The 16265-nt window shown below is 69.5% G+C and carries 14 protein-coding genes; 6 read left to right on the top strand and 8 right to left on the bottom strand.

Annotated features, from left to right (window positions below):
- The first annotated feature begins 739 nt into the window (after window positions 1–739).
- Window positions 740–883 (top strand): hypothetical protein, encoded by a 144-nt coding sequence (locus IGS69_RS22385; protein ID WP_190902319.1) that lies wholly within the window; start codon window positions 740–742, stop codon window positions 881–883.
- Here IGS69_RS22385 and IGS69_RS22380 read toward each other — a convergent pair.
- Window positions 846–1163: a DUF397 domain-containing protein gene (locus IGS69_RS22380; RefSeq protein ID WP_190902318.1), complete on the bottom strand. Its 318-nt coding sequence runs from the start codon at window positions 1161–1163 to the stop codon at window positions 846–848. The two genes, IGS69_RS22385 and IGS69_RS22380, sit on opposite strands and share 38 nt — an antisense overlap.
- On the bottom strand, window positions 1144–1998 hold the full coding sequence (locus tag IGS69_RS22375) for a helix-turn-helix domain-containing protein (RefSeq protein ID WP_190902317.1): 855 nt from the start codon (window positions 1996–1998) through the stop codon (window positions 1144–1146). Before IGS69_RS22375 ends, IGS69_RS22380 begins: the two co-directional genes overlap by 20 nt.
- A 157-nt stretch (window positions 1999–2155) precedes the next feature.
- Between IGS69_RS22375 and IGS69_RS22370 the strand changes: the two genes are divergently transcribed.
- The gene (locus IGS69_RS22370) at window positions 2156–2356 is read left to right on the top strand and encodes a hypothetical protein (RefSeq protein ID WP_190902316.1); all 201 of its coding nucleotides are present in this window, start codon (window positions 2156–2158) and stop codon (window positions 2354–2356) included.
- Entirely contained in the window at window positions 2356–2823 is a 468-nt protein-coding gene (locus IGS69_RS22365) for an ATP-binding protein (protein ID WP_190902315.1), read from the top strand. The genes IGS69_RS22370 and IGS69_RS22365 overlap by 1 nt, the downstream gene beginning before the upstream one ends.
- A gap of 204 nt (window positions 2824–3027) precedes the next feature.
- Here IGS69_RS22365 and IGS69_RS22360 read toward each other — a convergent pair whose 3' ends face one another.
- The gene (locus IGS69_RS22360; RefSeq protein ID WP_190902314.1) at window positions 3028–4857 is read right to left on the bottom strand and encodes a phosphoenolpyruvate carboxykinase (GTP); all 1830 of its coding nucleotides are present in this window, start codon (window positions 4855–4857) and stop codon (window positions 3028–3030) included.
- A 326-nt stretch (window positions 4858–5183) separates the two neighbouring features.
- Here IGS69_RS22360 and trhA point away from each other — a divergent pair, with 326 nt between their 5' ends.
- The 3 genes from trhA to IGS69_RS22345 all read left to right on the top strand — a co-directional run bounded on the left by trhA (window position 5184) and on the right by IGS69_RS22345 (window position 7383).
- A complete protein-coding gene (gene trhA / locus IGS69_RS22355) occupies window positions 5184–5897 on the top strand; it encodes a PAQR family membrane homeostasis protein TrhA (RefSeq protein ID WP_190902313.1) in 714 nt (237 codons plus the stop codon).
- A gap of 82 nt (window positions 5898–5979) precedes the next feature.
- Window positions 5980–6606, top strand: coding sequence for a TetR/AcrR family transcriptional regulator (locus tag IGS69_RS22350; RefSeq protein WP_385863553.1), 627 nt, complete (start codon window positions 5980–5982; stop codon window positions 6604–6606).
- A gap of 33 nt (window positions 6607–6639) precedes the next feature.
- Entirely contained in the window at window positions 6640–7383 is a 744-nt protein-coding gene (locus IGS69_RS22345; RefSeq protein ID WP_190902311.1) for a Mut7-C RNAse domain-containing protein, read from the top strand.
- Window positions 7384–7482: 99 nt separating this feature from the next.
- Here the strand turns inward: IGS69_RS22345 and IGS69_RS22340 are convergent, their stop codons facing one another.
- From IGS69_RS22340 to IGS69_RS22320, 5 genes are all read right to left on the bottom strand, one after another.
- A complete protein-coding gene (locus IGS69_RS22340) occupies window positions 7483–9885 on the bottom strand; it encodes a galactose oxidase-like domain-containing protein (RefSeq protein ID WP_190902310.1) in 2403 nt (800 codons plus the stop codon).
- The gene (locus tag IGS69_RS22335) at window positions 9882–11081 is read right to left on the bottom strand and encodes a glycosyltransferase (protein ID WP_190902309.1); all 1200 of its coding nucleotides are present in this window, start codon (window positions 11079–11081) and stop codon (window positions 9882–9884) included. Before IGS69_RS22335 ends, IGS69_RS22340 begins: the two co-directional genes overlap by 4 nt.
- On the bottom strand, window positions 11078–12727 hold the full coding sequence (locus tag IGS69_RS22330) for an ArnT family glycosyltransferase (protein WP_190902308.1): 1650 nt from the start codon (window positions 12725–12727) through the stop codon (window positions 11078–11080). The genes IGS69_RS22335 and IGS69_RS22330 overlap by 4 nt, the downstream gene beginning before the upstream one ends.
- Window positions 12724–13992: a glycosyltransferase gene (locus IGS69_RS22325; protein WP_190902307.1), complete on the bottom strand. Its 1269-nt coding sequence runs from the start codon at window positions 13990–13992 to the stop codon at window positions 12724–12726. Before IGS69_RS22325 ends, IGS69_RS22330 begins: the two co-directional genes overlap by 4 nt.
- 146 nt (window positions 13993–14138) lie before the next feature.
- Entirely contained in the window at window positions 14139–16181 is a 2043-nt protein-coding gene (locus IGS69_RS22320; protein ID WP_190902306.1) for a thioredoxin domain-containing protein, read from the bottom strand.
- Window positions 16182–16265: the final 84 nt, after the last annotated feature.

Here is a 16265-nt window from a genome sequence, read left to right as displayed (position 1 = left end):
GAAGGTGCAGCGTGGAGAACGGCGCGCCTCATCGTCAGCGTGCTCTTCCTGGCGGCTTTGGCCTACTACCTCACTCTTCGCGTCATGCGCTGGCAGCACTCACGAACAGAGCGGGGAACGGACGGTCTCTGATCTAACGGTGACTTCGGGTCACAGCCCCCTGGCCCCGGTCTCATGCAAGTGAGGCCGGGGCTTTGCCGGCGTTCCACTCCACGGTCCCGAAACTCCGAGCGCACGAAGCCAACCCGACCCCTCCGGCCAAGAGGCCGGCCAACCCCTACCTGTACGCCGCCGGATATTGCATCAACCGCACCGACCCCAGCGGCATGATCTCGTTGGGGTGTGTAGGTTCAGGCCTGCAACTCCTCGGCGGTGCAGTGGCACTTGGCGCGGGAATCGCGTCTGCCATCGGTTCAGGAGGCTTGTCCACGCCTGCATCCGTGGCAGCGATCGGAGGCGGGATAGGCCTCATCGCTAACGGACTCAGCACCGTGGACGCATGCCAATGACCAAGAAATCAATTCTCGCCATTCTCATCTGGGCCGGCATCGTCCTGGGAGTGATCGGAGTCGTTTTGACCAACATCGATTGACTTCCAGCGTAAAAAGCAGCCCGTCCTTCTGCTTCGCGCATGGGGACGGGCACCTCTCGCGAGGGTGTGGTAAGTGCTCTGCAGTGAGGCGTGGTGGTAGATCAAGCTAATGAGGGGAAAGGACCGATGAAGCACCTCAGTCATGCCATGAAGCTGACGCTGTTCGTGGTGATCGGCTCCGCATTCGGTCTGTTTTGCATCATCCTGGGCGCCCGGGAAGAGAACCATGTGCTCATGGGCGGCCTGATGGCCGTCATCGGCCTGGTGCAGGGCCTCCGCACACGCCGGTGACGGGCGACTTGAGGGACGTGACGAAGGACGTCCAGGCCGGGGCCGTGATGGTGAGGACCGGGCCGTGGGGGACCTTGGAGTCACGGACGGGGACGACGGAGGCGTGGGCGTCGCACACTTCGAGGCAGTTGCCGCCGTCCCCGTTGCTGAAGGTGCTTTTGCGCCAGCGGGCGGCGCCGGGGAAGGCTTCGGCTACCTCCACGCAGTCGCCGCCACTTCCGTTGCTGTAGGTGCTCTTGCGCCAGACGGCTGTGCTCAAGTCAATTGCGTTGCTTGCCATCTCCGCCATCCTCAGCCGCTTGCTCGATCAGGGCGAGGGACGCCTCCCGAGGTAGCGCGGCGGCCCTGAGCAGATCGTACGACCTTCGGTAATCCTTAACGAGGCCCGGATCGTCGATGGTGTCCCCGCTGTGCAGGGCCTCCGTGTAGACCAGCGGCGGTGCATCGGGGAACGTCATGATCTTGGCCGTGCCCAGCATGAAAGGGTGCGCTCCGCAGTTCCACGGAAGGATCTGGGGAACCATCCGATGCCGTCGGGTCAACCCGGCGATGTGCTGCCACTGTTCGGCTGCCTGATCGCGCGGAACGATCGGCTGGCGGAGCAGGCTCTCGGAGAGGATGGCCCAGTACACCGGCGTCGTGTGGTTCTTCTCGAAGAGGCGAGCTCGTGCCAGTCGGGCGGTGACCTTCTCCTCTACCTCATCGTCCGGAGCAAGTGGGTGCGTTGCCCGCACCACCGCCCGCGCGTACGCCTCCGTCTGCAACAACCCCGGCACCAGCGTCGGGCACCACTCCTCGATGGTCTCCGCGTGCTGCTCCGCCTCCAGCACCCGCTCGAAGTAGCTCGCGTGCCCCCGCCGTTTTGCCCGTCGTACGTCCTCGCAGCGCCGCCTGAAGAAGCCGTCCGTGCCGAGCATCCTGTCCACGTGCTCGGCGAGTTCCGCCGGCATCCGGCGCGTGCCCCGCTCGATCTCGCTGAGGTGGCTCGGGCCGTAGAAGCTGCCCTCGACGAGTTGCTGGAGGGTGAGGCCCGCCTCCTCCCGCTTGAAGCGCAACTCACTGCCGTAGAAGGTCGGGACGCCCGTCGAACCGTCGATGTCCTTGCGCTGACCCATCGTTCACCGTCCTTGGTGTGCCGTTACCGCCCGCTACCTGCCCCTTCACCACGAAGCCGCAGTTCAGGAGCGGGAAAGCGAAGGGCTGTCACGCTACGGGCGTCGGCATCAGAGTGTGAGCAGTTCGTCACACAGCGCACTGGAAGGTGTGAACCCCATGCACAGCCCCGCCGAAGCCGACGCCTGCGTCCAGGAGTTGCGAGCCGCGCTCGCCGCGCTCGGCATCACCCTGCCGTCCCTCGGACTCGATCTACCGGCTCTCGCCTCCCGGCCCGCGCGGCCGCTGATCACGCTCGGTGCCTGCAATCTCCTCACCGCGCAGGCCCTGGCCGCGGCTCTCCGGCAGGCTGCCGCGTGATGCCGCCGGTGACGACGCTGGAGTTGCTCGCGACCCCGGCCGGGGTGTCCGGCGTGCGGCGGGCGCTGCGCCCGTACGGGACCGACGTGCAGCTGTGCGCGAGCGAGCTCGTCACGAACGTGGTCCGGCACGTCGGGGAGACCGTCCCCGTCACGGTGCGGGTGTGGCGCGAGGAAGGCGGGCGGATCCGGTTGGGTGTCAGCGACCCCGACCCCGGGGCGTTGCCTGTCCTGGTCGCGGGCGTCGGCACCGAAGCCGAGTCGGGCCGCGGACTGGCCCTGCTCGACGCGCTGGCCGTGCGGTGGGGCGTGCAGCAGGAGCCGGGTCGCAAGACGGTGTGGTGCGAGCTGTTCACCGAAGCCGACACCGACGCCGGCATCGATACCCGCACCCCGAAAACGCCCGAGCGCCCCGGTCGACGTAGGCCGTCGGCCGGAGCGCTCGGTCATTCATCGGCACGTTCGTGAGCCCGCCTGGGGGCCGCGCCGAAGCGGGCGGGAGGGGGCCGGTCGTCGCTGGTTTCCGTCGGGGCGGACGGAGGGCGCGGTGACCGGCCCCGAACCCCGCACGCCGTTGTACGGGTCCCGCCGGTGTGTCCCGCGGCCGGCCTTGACGATGTTGCTGGTCAGGGCACTGTCGGTTCGGGCCGGCCGCGGAGTCGGGGGTGGGGCTCAGCCCAGGCGCTGCACCAGCGCGCGGTACTGGTCCCACAGCTCCTTCGGCGTGTGGTCGCCGAAGGTGTTGAGGTGCTCGGGGACCAGGGCGGCCTCCTCGCGCCAGACCTCCTTGTCGACCGTGAGCAGGAACTCCAGGTCGGACTCGGCCAGGTCCAGGCCGTCGGTGTCGAGGGCCTCCTTGGTCGGCAGGATGCCGATCGGGGTCTCGACGCCCTCGGCCGTGCCGTCCAGGCGCTGCACGATCCACTTCAGGACGCGGCTGTTCTCACCGAAGCCGGGCCAGACGAACTTGCCCTCGTCGTCCTTGCGGAACCAGTTGACGTAGTAGATCTTCGGCAGCTTGGACTGGTCCTTGTCCTTGGCCACGTCGACCCAGTGGGCCATGTAGTCGCCCATGTTGTAGCCGCAGAACGGCAGCATCGCGAACGGGTCGCGGCGCAGCTCGCCGACCTTGCCCTCGGCGGCGGCGGTCTTCTCGGAGGCCACGTTGGCGCCGAGGAACACGCCGTGGTTCCAGTCGAAGGACTCCGTCACCAGCGGCACGGCGGTGGCGCGGCGGCCTCCGAAGAGGATCGCCGAGATCGGCACGCCCTTGGGGTCCTCCCACTCCGGCGCGATGATCGGGCACTGCGAGGCCGGGACGGTGAAGCGGGCGTTGGGGTGGGCGGCCGGGACACCGGACTCCGGGGTCCAGTCGTTGCCCTTCCAGTCCGTCAGGTGGGCCGGAGTCTCCTCCGTCATGCCCTCCCACCAGATGTCGTTGTCGTCGGTGAGGGCGACGTTGGTGAAGACGGAGTTGCCCCACAGCGTCTTCATCGCGTTGGCGTTGGTGTGCTCGCCGGTGCCGGGGGCGACACCGAAGAAGCCGGCCTCGGGGTTGATGGCGTACAGGCGGCCGTCCTCGCCGAAGCGCATCCAGGCGATGTCGTCGCCGATGGTCTCGACCGTCCAGCCGGGGACGGTCGGCTCCAGCATGGCGAGGTTGGTCTTGCCGCAGGCGCTCGGGAAGGCCGCGGCGACGTACTTGGCCTCGCCGCGCGGCGGGGTCAGCTTGAGGACCAGCATGTGCTCGGCGAGCCAGCCCTCGTCACGGGCCATGACGGAGGCGATGCGCAGGGCGTAGCACTTCTTGCCGAGCAGGGCGTTGCCGCCGTAGCCGGAGCCGTAGGACCAGATCTCGCGGTCCTCGGGGAAGTGCGAGATGTACTTCGTCTGGTTGCAGGGCCAGGGGACGTCCTCCTGGCCGGGCTCCAGCGGGGCGCCCAGGGTGTGCACGGCCTTGACGAAGAAGCCGTCGGAGCCGAGCTCGTCCAGGACGGCCTGGCCCATGCGCGTCATGGTGCGCATCGAGACGGCGACGTACGCGGAGTCCGTGATCTCCACACCGAGCGCGGACAGCGGCGAGCCGAGCGGGCCCATGCAGAAGGGCACGACGTACATGGTGCGGCCACGCATCGAGCCGCGGAACAGGCCGCCCTGGCCGCCGGCGCCCTGGAAGATCTCCCGCATCTCGGCGGGGGCCTTCCAGTGGTTGGTCGGGCCGGCGTCCGCCTCCTTCTCGGAGCAGATGAAGGTCCGGTCCTCCACGCGGGCGACGTCGGTGGGGTCGGAGGCGGCGTAGTAGGAATGGGGGCGCTTGATCGGGTCGAGTTTTCGGAAGGTGCCCTTCTCCACGAGCTCCCCGCACAGTCGCTCGTACTCGGCCTCGGATCCGTCACACCAGACCACGTTGTCCGGCTGCGTCAGTTCTGCGATCTCGTTGACCCACGAGATCAGTCCCTGATGAGTGGTGGGGACGGTGGGAGCCGCGATGTCGCGCGCCACGATTGCTCCTAAATGAGGGATTTTTGTGATGTGGAGGCCCCGTGGGGGCTGCGACCCGGATGCTTCACGGAAGATCTTGGCGCTCATCCGGTGCCGACCGCACTCATTTGATCATCCGACGTGCGCGCCCATCTGTCCAGAGGAGCGCACAGGTGAGCAACGTGAGGCTCGCCACGGTTTCCCGGGGCTTCTTTACGTGCACGTTGCGTTCACCTGGGAGTCCGTTTGCGTGACCATCACCGGTCATGATGAGAGGATGGCCACTCTTCACCGGCCAATCGGCGGCACTGATACGTGACTTACGGTTCCGTAGCTACCATTCGGCCATGACTGCGTTCGTCCCCGACGCGCCCACGGACTCGGCGGCCGACGGCCACGGTCCGAAGGCGCTCTCCCTGCCGCACCCGGTGAAGCCGAAACTGCGCGGCTGGCTGCACCTCGGCATGTTCCCGGCCGCCCTGATCGCGGGCCTGGTGCTGACCGCCCTCGCCGACTCCTCCAGAGGGCGGATCGCCTGCGGCATCTTCGCCCTGACGGCCTGCCTGCTGTTCGGTGTGAGCGCCCTGTACCACCGGGGCAACTGGAGCCCCCGCATGGACGGCGTCCTGCGGCGGCTGGACCACGCCAACATCTTCCTGATCATCGCGGGCACGTACACGCCGCTGACCATGCTGCTCCTGCCGGGAGCCAAGGGGCAGTGGCTGCTGTGGGGCATCTGGGCCGCGGCCGTGGCCGGCATCCTCTTCCGCGTCTTCTGGGTCGGCGCCCCGCGCTGGCTCTACACACCCTGCTACATCGCGATGGGCTGGGCGGCCGTCTTCTACCTGCCCGACTTCATGCGGACCGGCGGCATCGCCGTCCTCGTCCTGGTCATCGTCGGCGGCCTGCTCTACAGCGCCGGCGGCGTGGTCTACGGGATCAAGCGGCCGAACCCGTCACCGCGCTGGTTCGGCTTCCACGAGGTGTTCCACTCCTTCACCCTGGCGGCCTTCATCACGCACTACGTGGGGATCTCGCTGGTGGCGTACCAGCACGCGTAGCCCCCTCCCCCAGCTTGGGCCACGGCCGGAGGCCGTGGCCTCTCGCATGTCCGCGCCGCCCCGATGGCCGACAATGACTTCCATGACGGCCCCTCGCACCACCCCCGCCGCCGAGCCCCCGCTGGGGCTCCGGGAGCGGAAGAAGATCAAGACCCGCCGGGCGATCCGCACCGCGGCCTACGCACTGATCGAGGAGCAGGGCTACGACGCCACGACGATCGAGCAGATCGCCGACCGCGCCGAGGTGTCGCCGTCGACCGTCCTGCGGTACTTCCCGGCCAAGGAGGACATCGTCGTCACCGACGCCTGGGACCCGGTGATGACGGCGGAACTGCGGGCCCGGCCGGCGGACGAGCCGTGGGCCGACACCTTGCGGCACGTGATGCGCACGGCCCTGGACCTGGCCCTCGCCGAGGAGCCCGGCGTCACCCGGCTGCGGACGCGGCTCGGGGTCGAGGTGCCCGCGGTCCGGGCCCGCATGCTGGAGAACGCCGCGACCACCGGCCGGCTGCTGCGCGACGCCCTGGCGGAGCGCTCCGGACTCGACCCCGACGGCCTGGAACTGCGCGTCTTCGCCATGTCCGTCATGGGCGGGCTGATGGAGGCCTCCCACTACTGGGCCGAGACCGGCCACCGCGACGACATCCGCGACCTCGTCGACCGCGCCCTGGATGTCCTGGAGCACGGCCTGCCGGCCGGAAAACCCTGAGGCAGGCGCCCCGCGCCATGGCATCCTGACCGGGTGAACGGTCCCGAGATCCAGGTCGAGTTCGCCCCCGAGCTGCATGTCTTCGTGCCCCGGGCCCGAGCGGAGGGCACGGGCACCGTGCGGGCCGCCACCGACGGCGTCTCCAGCCTCGGCCACGTCATCGAGTCGCTGGGCGTGCCGCTGACCGAGGTCGGCGCGCTGCTCGTGGACGGCCGCGAGGTGCCCTTCGCGCACGTCCCGGTGGCCGGTGAGTCGGTGACCGTACGGACCGTCGCGCGCCCCCAGCAGGTCCCGGGCGCTCCCCTGCGCTTCCTCCTCGACGTCCACCTCGGCACGCTGGCGCGCCGGCTGCGCCTGCTCGGCGTGGACACGGCGTACGAGTCGACCGACATCGGCGATCCGGCCCTCGCGGCGCGTTCTGCTGCCGAGCAGCGGGTGATGCTGAGCCGCGACCGGGGGCTGCTGCGGCGCCGGGAGCTGTGGGCGGGGGCGTTCGTGTACAGCACGCGGCCCGAGGAGCAGCTGCGTGACGTGCTGGAGCGGTTCCGGCCCGAGTTGCTGCCGTGGTCGCGGTGCACGGCCTGCAACGGGGTGCTGCGCGAGGCGACGAAGGACGAGGTCGCCGATCAGCTGAAGCACGGGACGCATGCGACGTACGACGTGTTCGCGCAGTGCTCGGCGTGTGGGCGGGCGTACTGGCGGGGGGCGCATCATGAGCAGCTGGAGGCGATCGTGGAGCAGGCGGTCGCTTTCACGAGGAGCGCGGTTGAGAATTGAGCGCCGTTGAGGGTTGAGCGTCGTGGGGAACCGCGCGGCCGTTGTGGCTGGTCGCGCAGTTCCCCGCGCCCCTTGAGGGCGTGCCCCTGAAGGGCGTTTCTAGCGTCTTGCCACGTCTCCCTTGCCGCAGGCGAGTCCGTCCCTGTTTCTGTCCAGGCGCAGTGGGTCGTCCTTGCCGTTGATCTTCAGGCGGCCGTAGTCGTTGGCCTTGAGCCACTCACAGCGTGCGGCCGTCGTCTTCTTCACCTCCGCCGGGAAGTCCGTCGGCACGCAGACGTTGATCGAACCGTAGTGGCGGTCGCAGCCGGAGATCGTCGGGCTGACCTTCTGCGACGTCCGCTTCTTGCCGGGCCCCGCGACCTTGCCCTCGGGCGCGTCCGCGAAGTCATGGACATGCGCCGAGGCGTCCGTCGCCTTGAGCGCCTGCGGGCCCTGGAGGTGCACCCACTTCGCCACCGAGGGCACGCCGTTCGCGTCGACCGCGAAGAGCATGTACCAGCCGGGCGGGGCCAGATTGGGGTTGCTCGTGACGTTCAGGTCGACATTGTTTCCGTCGACCGACAGCGGCAGGTCCACGAACCGCTGGTTCGGGTCCGAGGAGTGCGTGACGGCGGCGGGGCGGATCAATTCGGCCTTGGCAATGGGCCGGTCGACGGTGATCCGCTGGGTGTCGCCGTAGTTCCACTCGGTGTCGATGACCGAGGTGATCTGCGGGCGGGGGCCCTTGAAGAGGTACGGGGGGCTGTAGACCGACACGTCGTGGTTCCAGGTGCCGTTGCCCGGGTTGTCGCCGGTCGTCATCACCCGGCCGTCGGGGAGCAGGAACGCCGAGGAGTGGTAGCCGCGCGCCTCGGGGTCGACGGCGACCGGGTCGAAGGTCTCCGACGCGGGGTCGAAGATCGACGTCTCGTAGACCGGGTCGGCGCGGTTGTGCAGCGCGCCGCCCGTCTCCAGCACCTTGCCGTCGGGCATCAGCACGGCGGAGACGTACATCTTGCCCTGGTTCCCGGTCTGCGGGACGGGCCCGTTGCCGAGATCGACCGTGCCCTGCGGGATCGGCGGGCCGGCGACGTACGACGGGTTCGGCTGCTTGAGGTCGATGATGTCGGTCAGGCGGTTCGCCTCCGGGTTGGAGTCGATGTTGCCGCCGCCGAGGGTGAGGACCTTCTGGTCCTGCGCCGGGGGCAGCAGCACGCTCGCCGACTGATCGCGCTCGTCCTTGTTGCGCAGGCCCGGCACCTGGGTGGTGGTGTTGGCGTCGTAGTCGTAGATCGCCGATCCCGTGCCCGGGATGTTGTTGCCGAAGACATGGCTGCCCGAGTAGAAGAGGCGGCCGTCCTGCATCAGGATCATCGACGGGTACAGGCCCCAGTACGACCAGGTCTGGTTGACCTTCCACAGCGGCTGCCACTGCTGCTCGGCCTCCGAGAACAGCTCGGCGGTGACCGAGCCGGTGGAGTCCTCGCGCAGCCCGCCGAAGGAGATGACGTCACCGTTGCCGAGGATCGTCGCCGACGGGTACCAGTGGCCGTCGTTCATGTCGTTGGTCTTGGAGTAGGTCTCGGTCTCCGGGTCGAAGACGTACGAGTCCTTGAAGCCCTCGTAACCGTGCCCGCCGGGCACCGGATACGCCTTGTTGCCGCTCATCACGAGCACGCGCCCGTCCTGGAGCTGCACATGCCCGGCGCAGAACATGTCCTTCGGCGTGGGGATGATCTTGTAGGAGCCGTTCGCCGGGTCGTAGACCGCCGAGGTGAAGGTGCCGGCCTCGAACATCGACTCGTCGTTGCCGGAGCCCGCGATCAGCAGCACCTTGCCGCCCGGCAGGACGACCGAGTGCATGGAGCGGACCGGGTTCTGCGTGGGGAGCACGTCCCACTTGCCGTTGGCGCACTGCTCGGCGGTGCCGGTGCACGCGGGCGGCAGGACCGGGTCGGGGACCTGGTCCATGGTGTAGTCGTCGGTGGTGGCGGAGCCCGTGCCGTAGACGGAGACGCCCCAGGAGATGCGGTCGGTGCCGGCCGGGACCTCGGGCGTGCGGACGGTGGCCTCGGTCCAGTTCCCGGCCAGGTCCAGCGTCTTGAGGTCGGTCCAGTACTGCCAGCCGGCCGTCGCGTCGTGCCGGAACAGGGTGATCGCCGCGTCCGGGGTCGTCGTCTTGTACCAGAGGCCGAGGTCGTACTGTTTGCCCGGCGTCACCACCGGCGCGCAGGCGGCGGACTCGGTGATCAGCGCCTTGCGGTCGCCGTCGACGCGGCGGGTGAGCTCGACCTTCATCGCCTTGGAGCCGGTGTGCGCGTCGGCCGTGGTGGTGAAGGTGAAGTCGTTGTCGCCCCAGCCGGACTTCTCCCAGCAGTGGGGCATGTCGTCGGCGCCGGCAGTCTCGAAGCCGGGGTTCTTGATGAGGTTGGCGGCGGAGGCGGGCTGCGGTGCGGTCAGGAGCAGCCCCGAGGTGAGGGCTGCCACGGACAGGAGTGCGGTCGTTCTGCGACGAGGTTTCACACGGCTCTCCTTGCTGTACGGCCGTCGCGCGCGGGCTTCTCCCGGCTCCGGCGCGGCAGGTAGACCAGCGCTTCGGTCCCGGCGAAGCGCAGGACGAACGTCGTCACCAGCGCGAGCGCGGTGGCCGACAGCACGCCCAGGTGGAACTGGTGGACGAACACGGCGATCAGCGGGATGCGCAGCACCAGATCGGCGTTGGCCAGCAGCGCGAACCGCCCGGCGCGGTCCCACCAGCGCCGGTGCCGGCGCCGCTCACGGAACAGCAGGTGCTCGATGAGCAGGAAGTTCCAGGCGACGCCGAGTTGGTTGGCGAGGATCTCCGCCGGTACGTAGTGCATGCCGGCGGCGGTCAGTGCCCACAGGCCGACCAGGTTCGGCAGGAAGCCGGTCAGCCCGATCAGGCCGAACCCGACCATGCGCGCGACCGGGGAGGCGGTGCGCAGCCCGGCCAGATGGCGCAGGAAGCGGAAGCCCTCCTGCGCGGTCGACTTGGACTCCCCGGCGAACCGGTCCTGGAAGACGAACGGCACCTCGGTGACCCGGCGCGGGCGGCTGCGGACGGCGAGCTCGAGGAGGATCTTGTAGCCGAGCGGCTGGAGGACCTCCGCGGTGACCGCGCTGCGGCGGATCGCGAAGAAGCCGCTCATCGGGTCGCTGATGCCGTGCAGCCGGCGCGGGAACAGCGCCTTGGTCAGCCAGGTCGCCCCGCGCGAGACGAACACGCGGTAGCTGCCCGCGAGTCCGGCCCGGCTGCCGCCCTTGATGTACCGGGAGGCGACGACCAGCCCGGCGTTCGCCCGCTCACCGGTGGCGACCAGGTCGGGCACCAGGGACGGCGGGTGCTGGCAGTCGCCGTCCATGACGACGATCCAGTCGGACGTGGCGGCCTTCAGCCCCTCGACGACCGCGCCGCCGAGCCCGCCCACCGGCTCCTCCCGGTGCAGCACGGTCACCGGGAACGGGCAGTCCCGGGCGGCCTTCTCGATGACCTCGGGCGTGTCGTCCGTGGAGTCGTCCACGAAGAGGACCTCGCACGGCAGCCGCGCCGGGACGGCCTCGGTGATCTGGCGCAGCAGCTGCCGGACGTTCGCCGACTCGTTGAACGTCGGTACGACGATGGTGACCGCGCCCGGCTCGGGGACTTCGGTTGTCCCGGTCTCGACGACCTCGCCGGGGACGGTGTACTCCTGGCTCATCGCGTGCCTCCGGCGGGCGTCTTGATCTGGCGGATCTCGATGCGGTCCTCGCCGGTGCCGAAGGTGGCGACCGGGTCCGAGTGCTCCATGGCGGCCTTGACGTTGGGCAGGTCGGCCGCGTCCCGCCGCACGGTCGGCGAGGCGACGACGTAGTCGAGGTCCTTCCAGCCGCGCGGCATCGTCTTCGTCACGGCCGGGTCGAGGTCGGCCTTGTAGAACCAGATGACGCCGAGGCCGGGCCGGTAGCCCTGGTGCACCAGGTCCAGCCAGAGCGCGTCGTCGACCAGCACCCGGGTGCGCTCCGGGTCCTCGACCTCGGTGGCCAGCCACTTGGACGCGGCCTTGTACGGAGCGTTGGCGTCGGTGGTGACGGCCGTGCGGGCACCGTCGTACCAGTGCGGGACGACGTAGGCGCCGGCGGCCAGGGCCAGGACGGTGGCGAGCGTGTACCGGCCCACGCTGACGTACCGTTTCTCCGCCTCGGAGCGCCAGCGGCTCAGCACCGCGTGGGCGACCGAGGCGGTGCCCCCGGCGAGGACCAGCGCGAGGAACGGCAGCGCCTGGATGACGTACATCGCGGGCAGGTAGCCGTTCGGGCGCAGGGCCAGCGCGGCGAAGATCGCCACGGCCAGGGCGGGTCCGGCCAGGGCTCGGGCGGTGACCGACCAGCGCCAGGTGACGAGCAGCAGCAGGGCGCCCGCGAGACCGCCGAGGGGCAGGATCCGGTCGTAGTACAGCCACGACTGGAGCACGCCCCAGGAGCCGGAGCCCTGGTCGAGGATGAAGCCCGAACCGGGTCTGGTCATCTGGTACTTGACGCCGTCCCAGAGGGACACGTGCCCGGCGCCCGGCATCAACTCGCCCTTGAGCAGCGCGAACAGCGGATACGAGAAGCCGATCAGGGCACAGGCCGTAACGGCTCCGGTGAGGGCGAACTTGCGGGTGTCCCGGTGGCTGTGGCGCCACATGGTGAGGAACAGGGCGGGCAGGACGACGAGCATCGTCTCCTTGGTCAGCACGGCCGTGGCGGCGGCGATGCCCGCCCCGAAGTGGTGCCACAGGTGACGGCTCGGGGAGGCGGCCAGCGTGAAGGCCAGCAGCGTCCACATCACCGCGAGGTTGTCGAGGAAGATCTCCCGCTGGAGCACGATCGACAGCGGCGACAGCCCGAAGAACACCATGCCGAGCGCGGCGGCCCAGCGGGGCAGCGCGAGGCGCCGGCCCAGCACGAACACCAGGACCGCGCTGATGCCGCTGATCACGAGCATCGCGGCGCGCATGGTGCCCACCGTCATCGACTCGGGGCTGATCAGCGCGGGGATCCAGGTCAGCACGGCGATCTGGATCCAGCCGAGCGGCGGATGGTCGTACCAGTAGGTGTAGTGGGCGAGGCCGTTGCCCTGCTGGACCGACCAGGCCTGGGCGAGATAGGTGCCCTCGTCGTCGCTGAGGGCCGGGTAGTCGGCGATGTTCCAGCCCTGCACGACGAGGATCGCCGCGAGGAGGACCCCGCACAGGAGCAGGTCGGGCCGGGAGGAGCGCAGCCGGCTCGGCGGCTCGACTCGCCGGTGCGTACCGGTGCCGGGCGCAGGCCCGCGCTGCGCGGGGACCTTCGCAGGGGTCACCGCGGGAAGAGTGGAGGTCACGCGGGAACGTCCTCTCGGGTCACTGCCGTCTCGTCGAGGTGCGCGCCGACATGGGTCGTCAGCTCCCAGTCGTTGCGGCCGCGCTGCTCACGCCACACGGCCCGCACGGCCGCACCGGCCAGCAGGACCTGGTAGAAGGGGCCGCCCACGATCAGCTTCAGGTAGTGCGCGAAGCGGACGCGCAGCCCGTACTGCCGGCCGAAGTCGTGCAGTCCGACGATCTCGAAGACGAAGGTGACCAAGGCTGTGACGGCCGGCAGGAAGGTGATGAAGGCGATGGCGACGGGCACGTCCAGGAAGAGGGCGATCGCCACGTTGAGCGGGATGATCAGGCCGGTGAAGGCCTGCATGAACGGCGTCATCAAGGTGTAGCGGGCGAGCAGCCGCTGCCCGAGGGTGGGCAGTTGCTTCCAGTCCTTCTTCCGGTACACCTGGAGGAATCCCTGGTTCCAGCGGGTGCGCTGCTTCAGCAGGGACATCAGCGAGCCCGGGGTCTCCTCGCGGGTGACCATGTCCGAGTCGTAGGCGACGACGACCTTCTTGCCGACGCTGGACAGGCGCACGCCCAGGTCGCAGTCCTCGGCGAGGCAGTTCGGGTCCCAGCCGTCGGCTTCCCGCAGGACGTCCGTGCGGACGAAGACGGTGTTGCCGCCAAGCGGAATGAAACCTTTCTGCGCGTGCAGGTGGAGCCGCGAGCGGAACCAGAAGAAGTACTCCAGGCAGTTGCGCAGGCTGTACCAGCTGGAGTGGAAGTTGATCAGCTGCACCCCGCCCTGGACGACGTCCGCGCCGGTGGTGCGGAAGGCGTGGTCGACGTGGGCGAGGAGCTCGGGGTGGACCTGGTCCTCCGCGTCGAAGACCCCGACGACGTCACCGCGGCAGTACGGCAGCGCCGTGTTCATCGCCTTCGGCTTGTTCTTCTTGTCGTGCGTGTCGACGACGACCCGGACCCGTGGGTCACGCGCGGCGGCCGTCTCGGCCACCGCGGTGGTCTCCGGGTCATCGTGCCCGACGATCACGACGATCTCGAAGTCGGTGTGGCTCGACTCCAGCAGCCGCTGGATCGTGTGGTCCAGCACCGCCTGTTCGTGCCGCGCGGGCAGTAACAACGAGAAGGAGACGTGCTCGTCCCCGTCCGGACTGGTGAACCGCGTGGAGGCGAGCACTTCCGGCGTACGCCAGGCGTGCATCTGCCACCACAGGGTGAACGCAGCCATCCAGAACAGCGCAAGTGAAACGGCAGCGATGAAGACAGACGTCAGCAAGCAGATCCCCCCAGATCCCAGAACCCCCATGCGCGACGGTGGGCCGATGCGGCCTCGTCCGCCACGTCACTGTGGAGAGATTAGGGGGGAACTGTGAAGCCTGGGGGCTGTTCAGATAAAGACCATGTTTCCGTTCATACGTGACTTCAGCCACTCAAGACCGTACGCAGCCGGTCAGGCTCGGTCGTCGGGGCGTCGCATGTGAAGTTACGGCAGACGTACGCGGCCGGTTCACCGCCGACCAGCGGACGGTCCGCGAGCAGCGGGAACTCCTCGCTCCCCGGAACGCCCGCGGCGACCACCGCGCCGGGCGCGGTGCCCAGAAGTGCCGTGCGGTGCAGGCTCCTTGTGCCCTCGTCGTCCAGGGCCGGACCCACGACCGCGACCTCACGCGGACCGTCCAGCAGAGCCTCGGCCGCGGCCAGCCCCCAGCCGATGAAGCGGGGCACCCGCGGTCCCAGCGCCTTCACGACACCCAACGCCCGCTCGGCAGCGGTGCGGTGAGGCTCGGAGCCGGTGTGCGCGGCGTAGCTCAGCAGGGCGTTCGCGGCCGCCGTCCAGCCTGACGGGGCCGCGTTGTCGGTCGGGTCCTGCGGGCGGCGGATCAGCCGCTCCGCGTCGGCCGCGGTGTCGTACAGCGAACCCGACTCGGGGTCGGTGAAGCGCACCAGGACCTGATCGAGGAGGAACCCGGCGAACTCCAGCCAGACGCCCTCCCCGGTGACGGACGCGAGCGCGAGGAAGCCCTCCGCCACATCCGCGTAGTCCTCCAGGACACCGGCGTTGGCGCCGGCGTGGCCGTCCCTGCTGGTGCGGGTGAGCCGGGCGTGCTCGTCCAGATGCAGCCGGACCAGGAGGTCGGCCGCGGCGACGGCGGCCTCGACCAGGTCGGGCCGGTCGAAGTAGGCGCCGGTCTCGGCGAGCGCGGCGATCGCGAGGCCGTTCCAGGCGGCGACGACCTTGTCGTCCCGGCCGGGCGCGGGCCGCCCGGCCCGCGCCGCGAGCAGCCGCTCCGAGATCGAGGCGATCTTCTCCGCGTCGGACACGCCGTCGCGCACGGGGAGTTGGAGAACGGACGCGCCCTCCTCGAAGGTCCCCTCCTCGGTCACCCCGAAGTGCCGGGCCGCGAGCTCGGCGTCCTCGTCACCGAGCACCTCCCGCAACTGCGCGGGCGTCCACACGTAGTACGCGCCCTCGACGTGCCTGCCCGTCCCGTCGTCGCTGTCGGCGTCCAGCGCGGAGGCGAACCCGCCCTCGTTGGTGCGCAGTTCGCGCACCATGAAGTCGGCGGTCTCCAGGGCGACCCGGCGCGCGAGCTCCGAGCCCGTGGAGCGCCAGAGGTGGGCGTAGACCCGGCACAGCAGGGCGTTGTCGTACAGCATCTTCTCGAAGTGCGGCACCAAAGGCCCACCTGTACTCGGCGTGAGCACGTACCGGTGGAACCCGCCTCCCACCTGGTCGTACAGGCTCGACCGGGCCATCGCACCGCACAGCCCTTCCGCCATCTCCAGCGCCGCCACGGAGCCGGCCCGCGCGTGGTGACGCAGCAGGAACTCGATCACCATCGACGGCGGAAACTTGGTGTTTCCCTTGAACCAACCGCTCGCGGGGTCGATGTCCCGGGTCAGCTGCAGGAGGGCCAGAGCCTGAGTCTCCTCGGTGGGCGTCCCGGTATCCCCGGTGCTCAGCTCCCGCGCGGCAAGGTCCCGAGTGATCTTCCCGGCGACTTCTCCCACCTCGTCCCGCCGGCTCGTCCAGGCGTTGTGCACGCCTTCGAGTACCTGTCGGAAGGACGGCATGCCGTGGCGAGTGTCGGGCGGGAAGTACGTGCCGAAGTAGAAGGGCTCACCGTCGGAGGTCATCCACACGGACATCGGCCAGCCGCCCTGGCCGGTGGCCGCCTGCACAGCCTCCATGTAGACCGCGTCCACGTCGGGCCGCTCCTCGCGGTCCACCTTCACGGACACAAAGTGCTCGTTCATGTACGCAGCGGTGTCGTCATCCTCAAAGGATTCGTGCGCCATGACGTGACACCAGTGGCAGGCGCTGTAGCCGACGCTCAGGAACACGGGGACGTCGCGCCGGCGGGCTTCTTCGAACGCGTCGGACCCCCATGGCCACCAGTCGACGGGGTTGTCCGCGTGCTGGAGGAGGTACGGGGATGTGGCCTGCGCGAGTCGGTTGGGCATACCCCCATCCTTGCGCACGCGTCTCCGCCCCGCCCATGCGCCACGGGGCAGCGCACGAACGGGGCCAGGCCGGCCCGCTGACAG

Source organism: Streptomyces tuirus (genome assembly GCF_014701095.1).
Classification (GTDB): Bacteria; Actinomycetota; Actinomycetes; order Streptomycetales; family Streptomycetaceae; genus Streptomyces; species Streptomyces tuirus.
This window is presented reverse-complemented; position numbering and strand designations above follow the sequence as displayed.

What these genes read in the sequence shown, in the direction of transcription:
- IGS69_RS22385 (WP_190902319.1), top strand. Translation starts at nt 740, where the DNA reads ATGAAGCTGACGCTGTTCGTGGTGATCGGCTCCGCATTCGGTCTGTTT.
- IGS69_RS22380 (WP_190902318.1), bottom strand. Translation starts at nt 1,163, where the DNA reads ATGGCAAGCAACGCAATTGACTTGAGCACAGCCGTCTGGCGCAAGAGC.
- IGS69_RS22375 (WP_190902317.1), bottom strand. Translation starts at nt 1,998, where the DNA reads ATGGGTCAGCGCAAGGACATCGACGGTTCGACGGGCGTCCCGACCTTC.
- IGS69_RS22370 (WP_190902316.1), top strand. Translation starts at nt 2,156, where the DNA reads ATGCACAGCCCCGCCGAAGCCGACGCCTGCGTCCAGGAGTTGCGAGCC.
- IGS69_RS22365 (WP_190902315.1), top strand. Translation starts at nt 2,356, where the DNA reads ATGCCGCCGGTGACGACGCTGGAGTTGCTCGCGACCCCGGCCGGGGTG.
- trhA (WP_190902313.1), top strand. Translation starts at nt 5,184, where the DNA reads ATGACTGCGTTCGTCCCCGACGCGCCCACGGACTCGGCGGCCGACGGC.
- IGS69_RS22350 (WP_385863553.1), top strand. Translation starts at nt 5,980, where the DNA reads ATGACGGCCCCTCGCACCACCCCCGCCGCCGAGCCCCCGCTGGGGCTC.
- IGS69_RS22335 (WP_190902309.1), bottom strand. Translation starts at nt 11,081, where the DNA reads ATGAGCCAGGAGTACACCGTCCCCGGCGAGGTCGTCGAGACCGGGACA.
- IGS69_RS22320 (WP_190902306.1), bottom strand. Translation starts at nt 16,181, where the DNA reads ATGCCCAACCGACTCGCGCAGGCCACATCCCCGTACCTCCTCCAGCAC.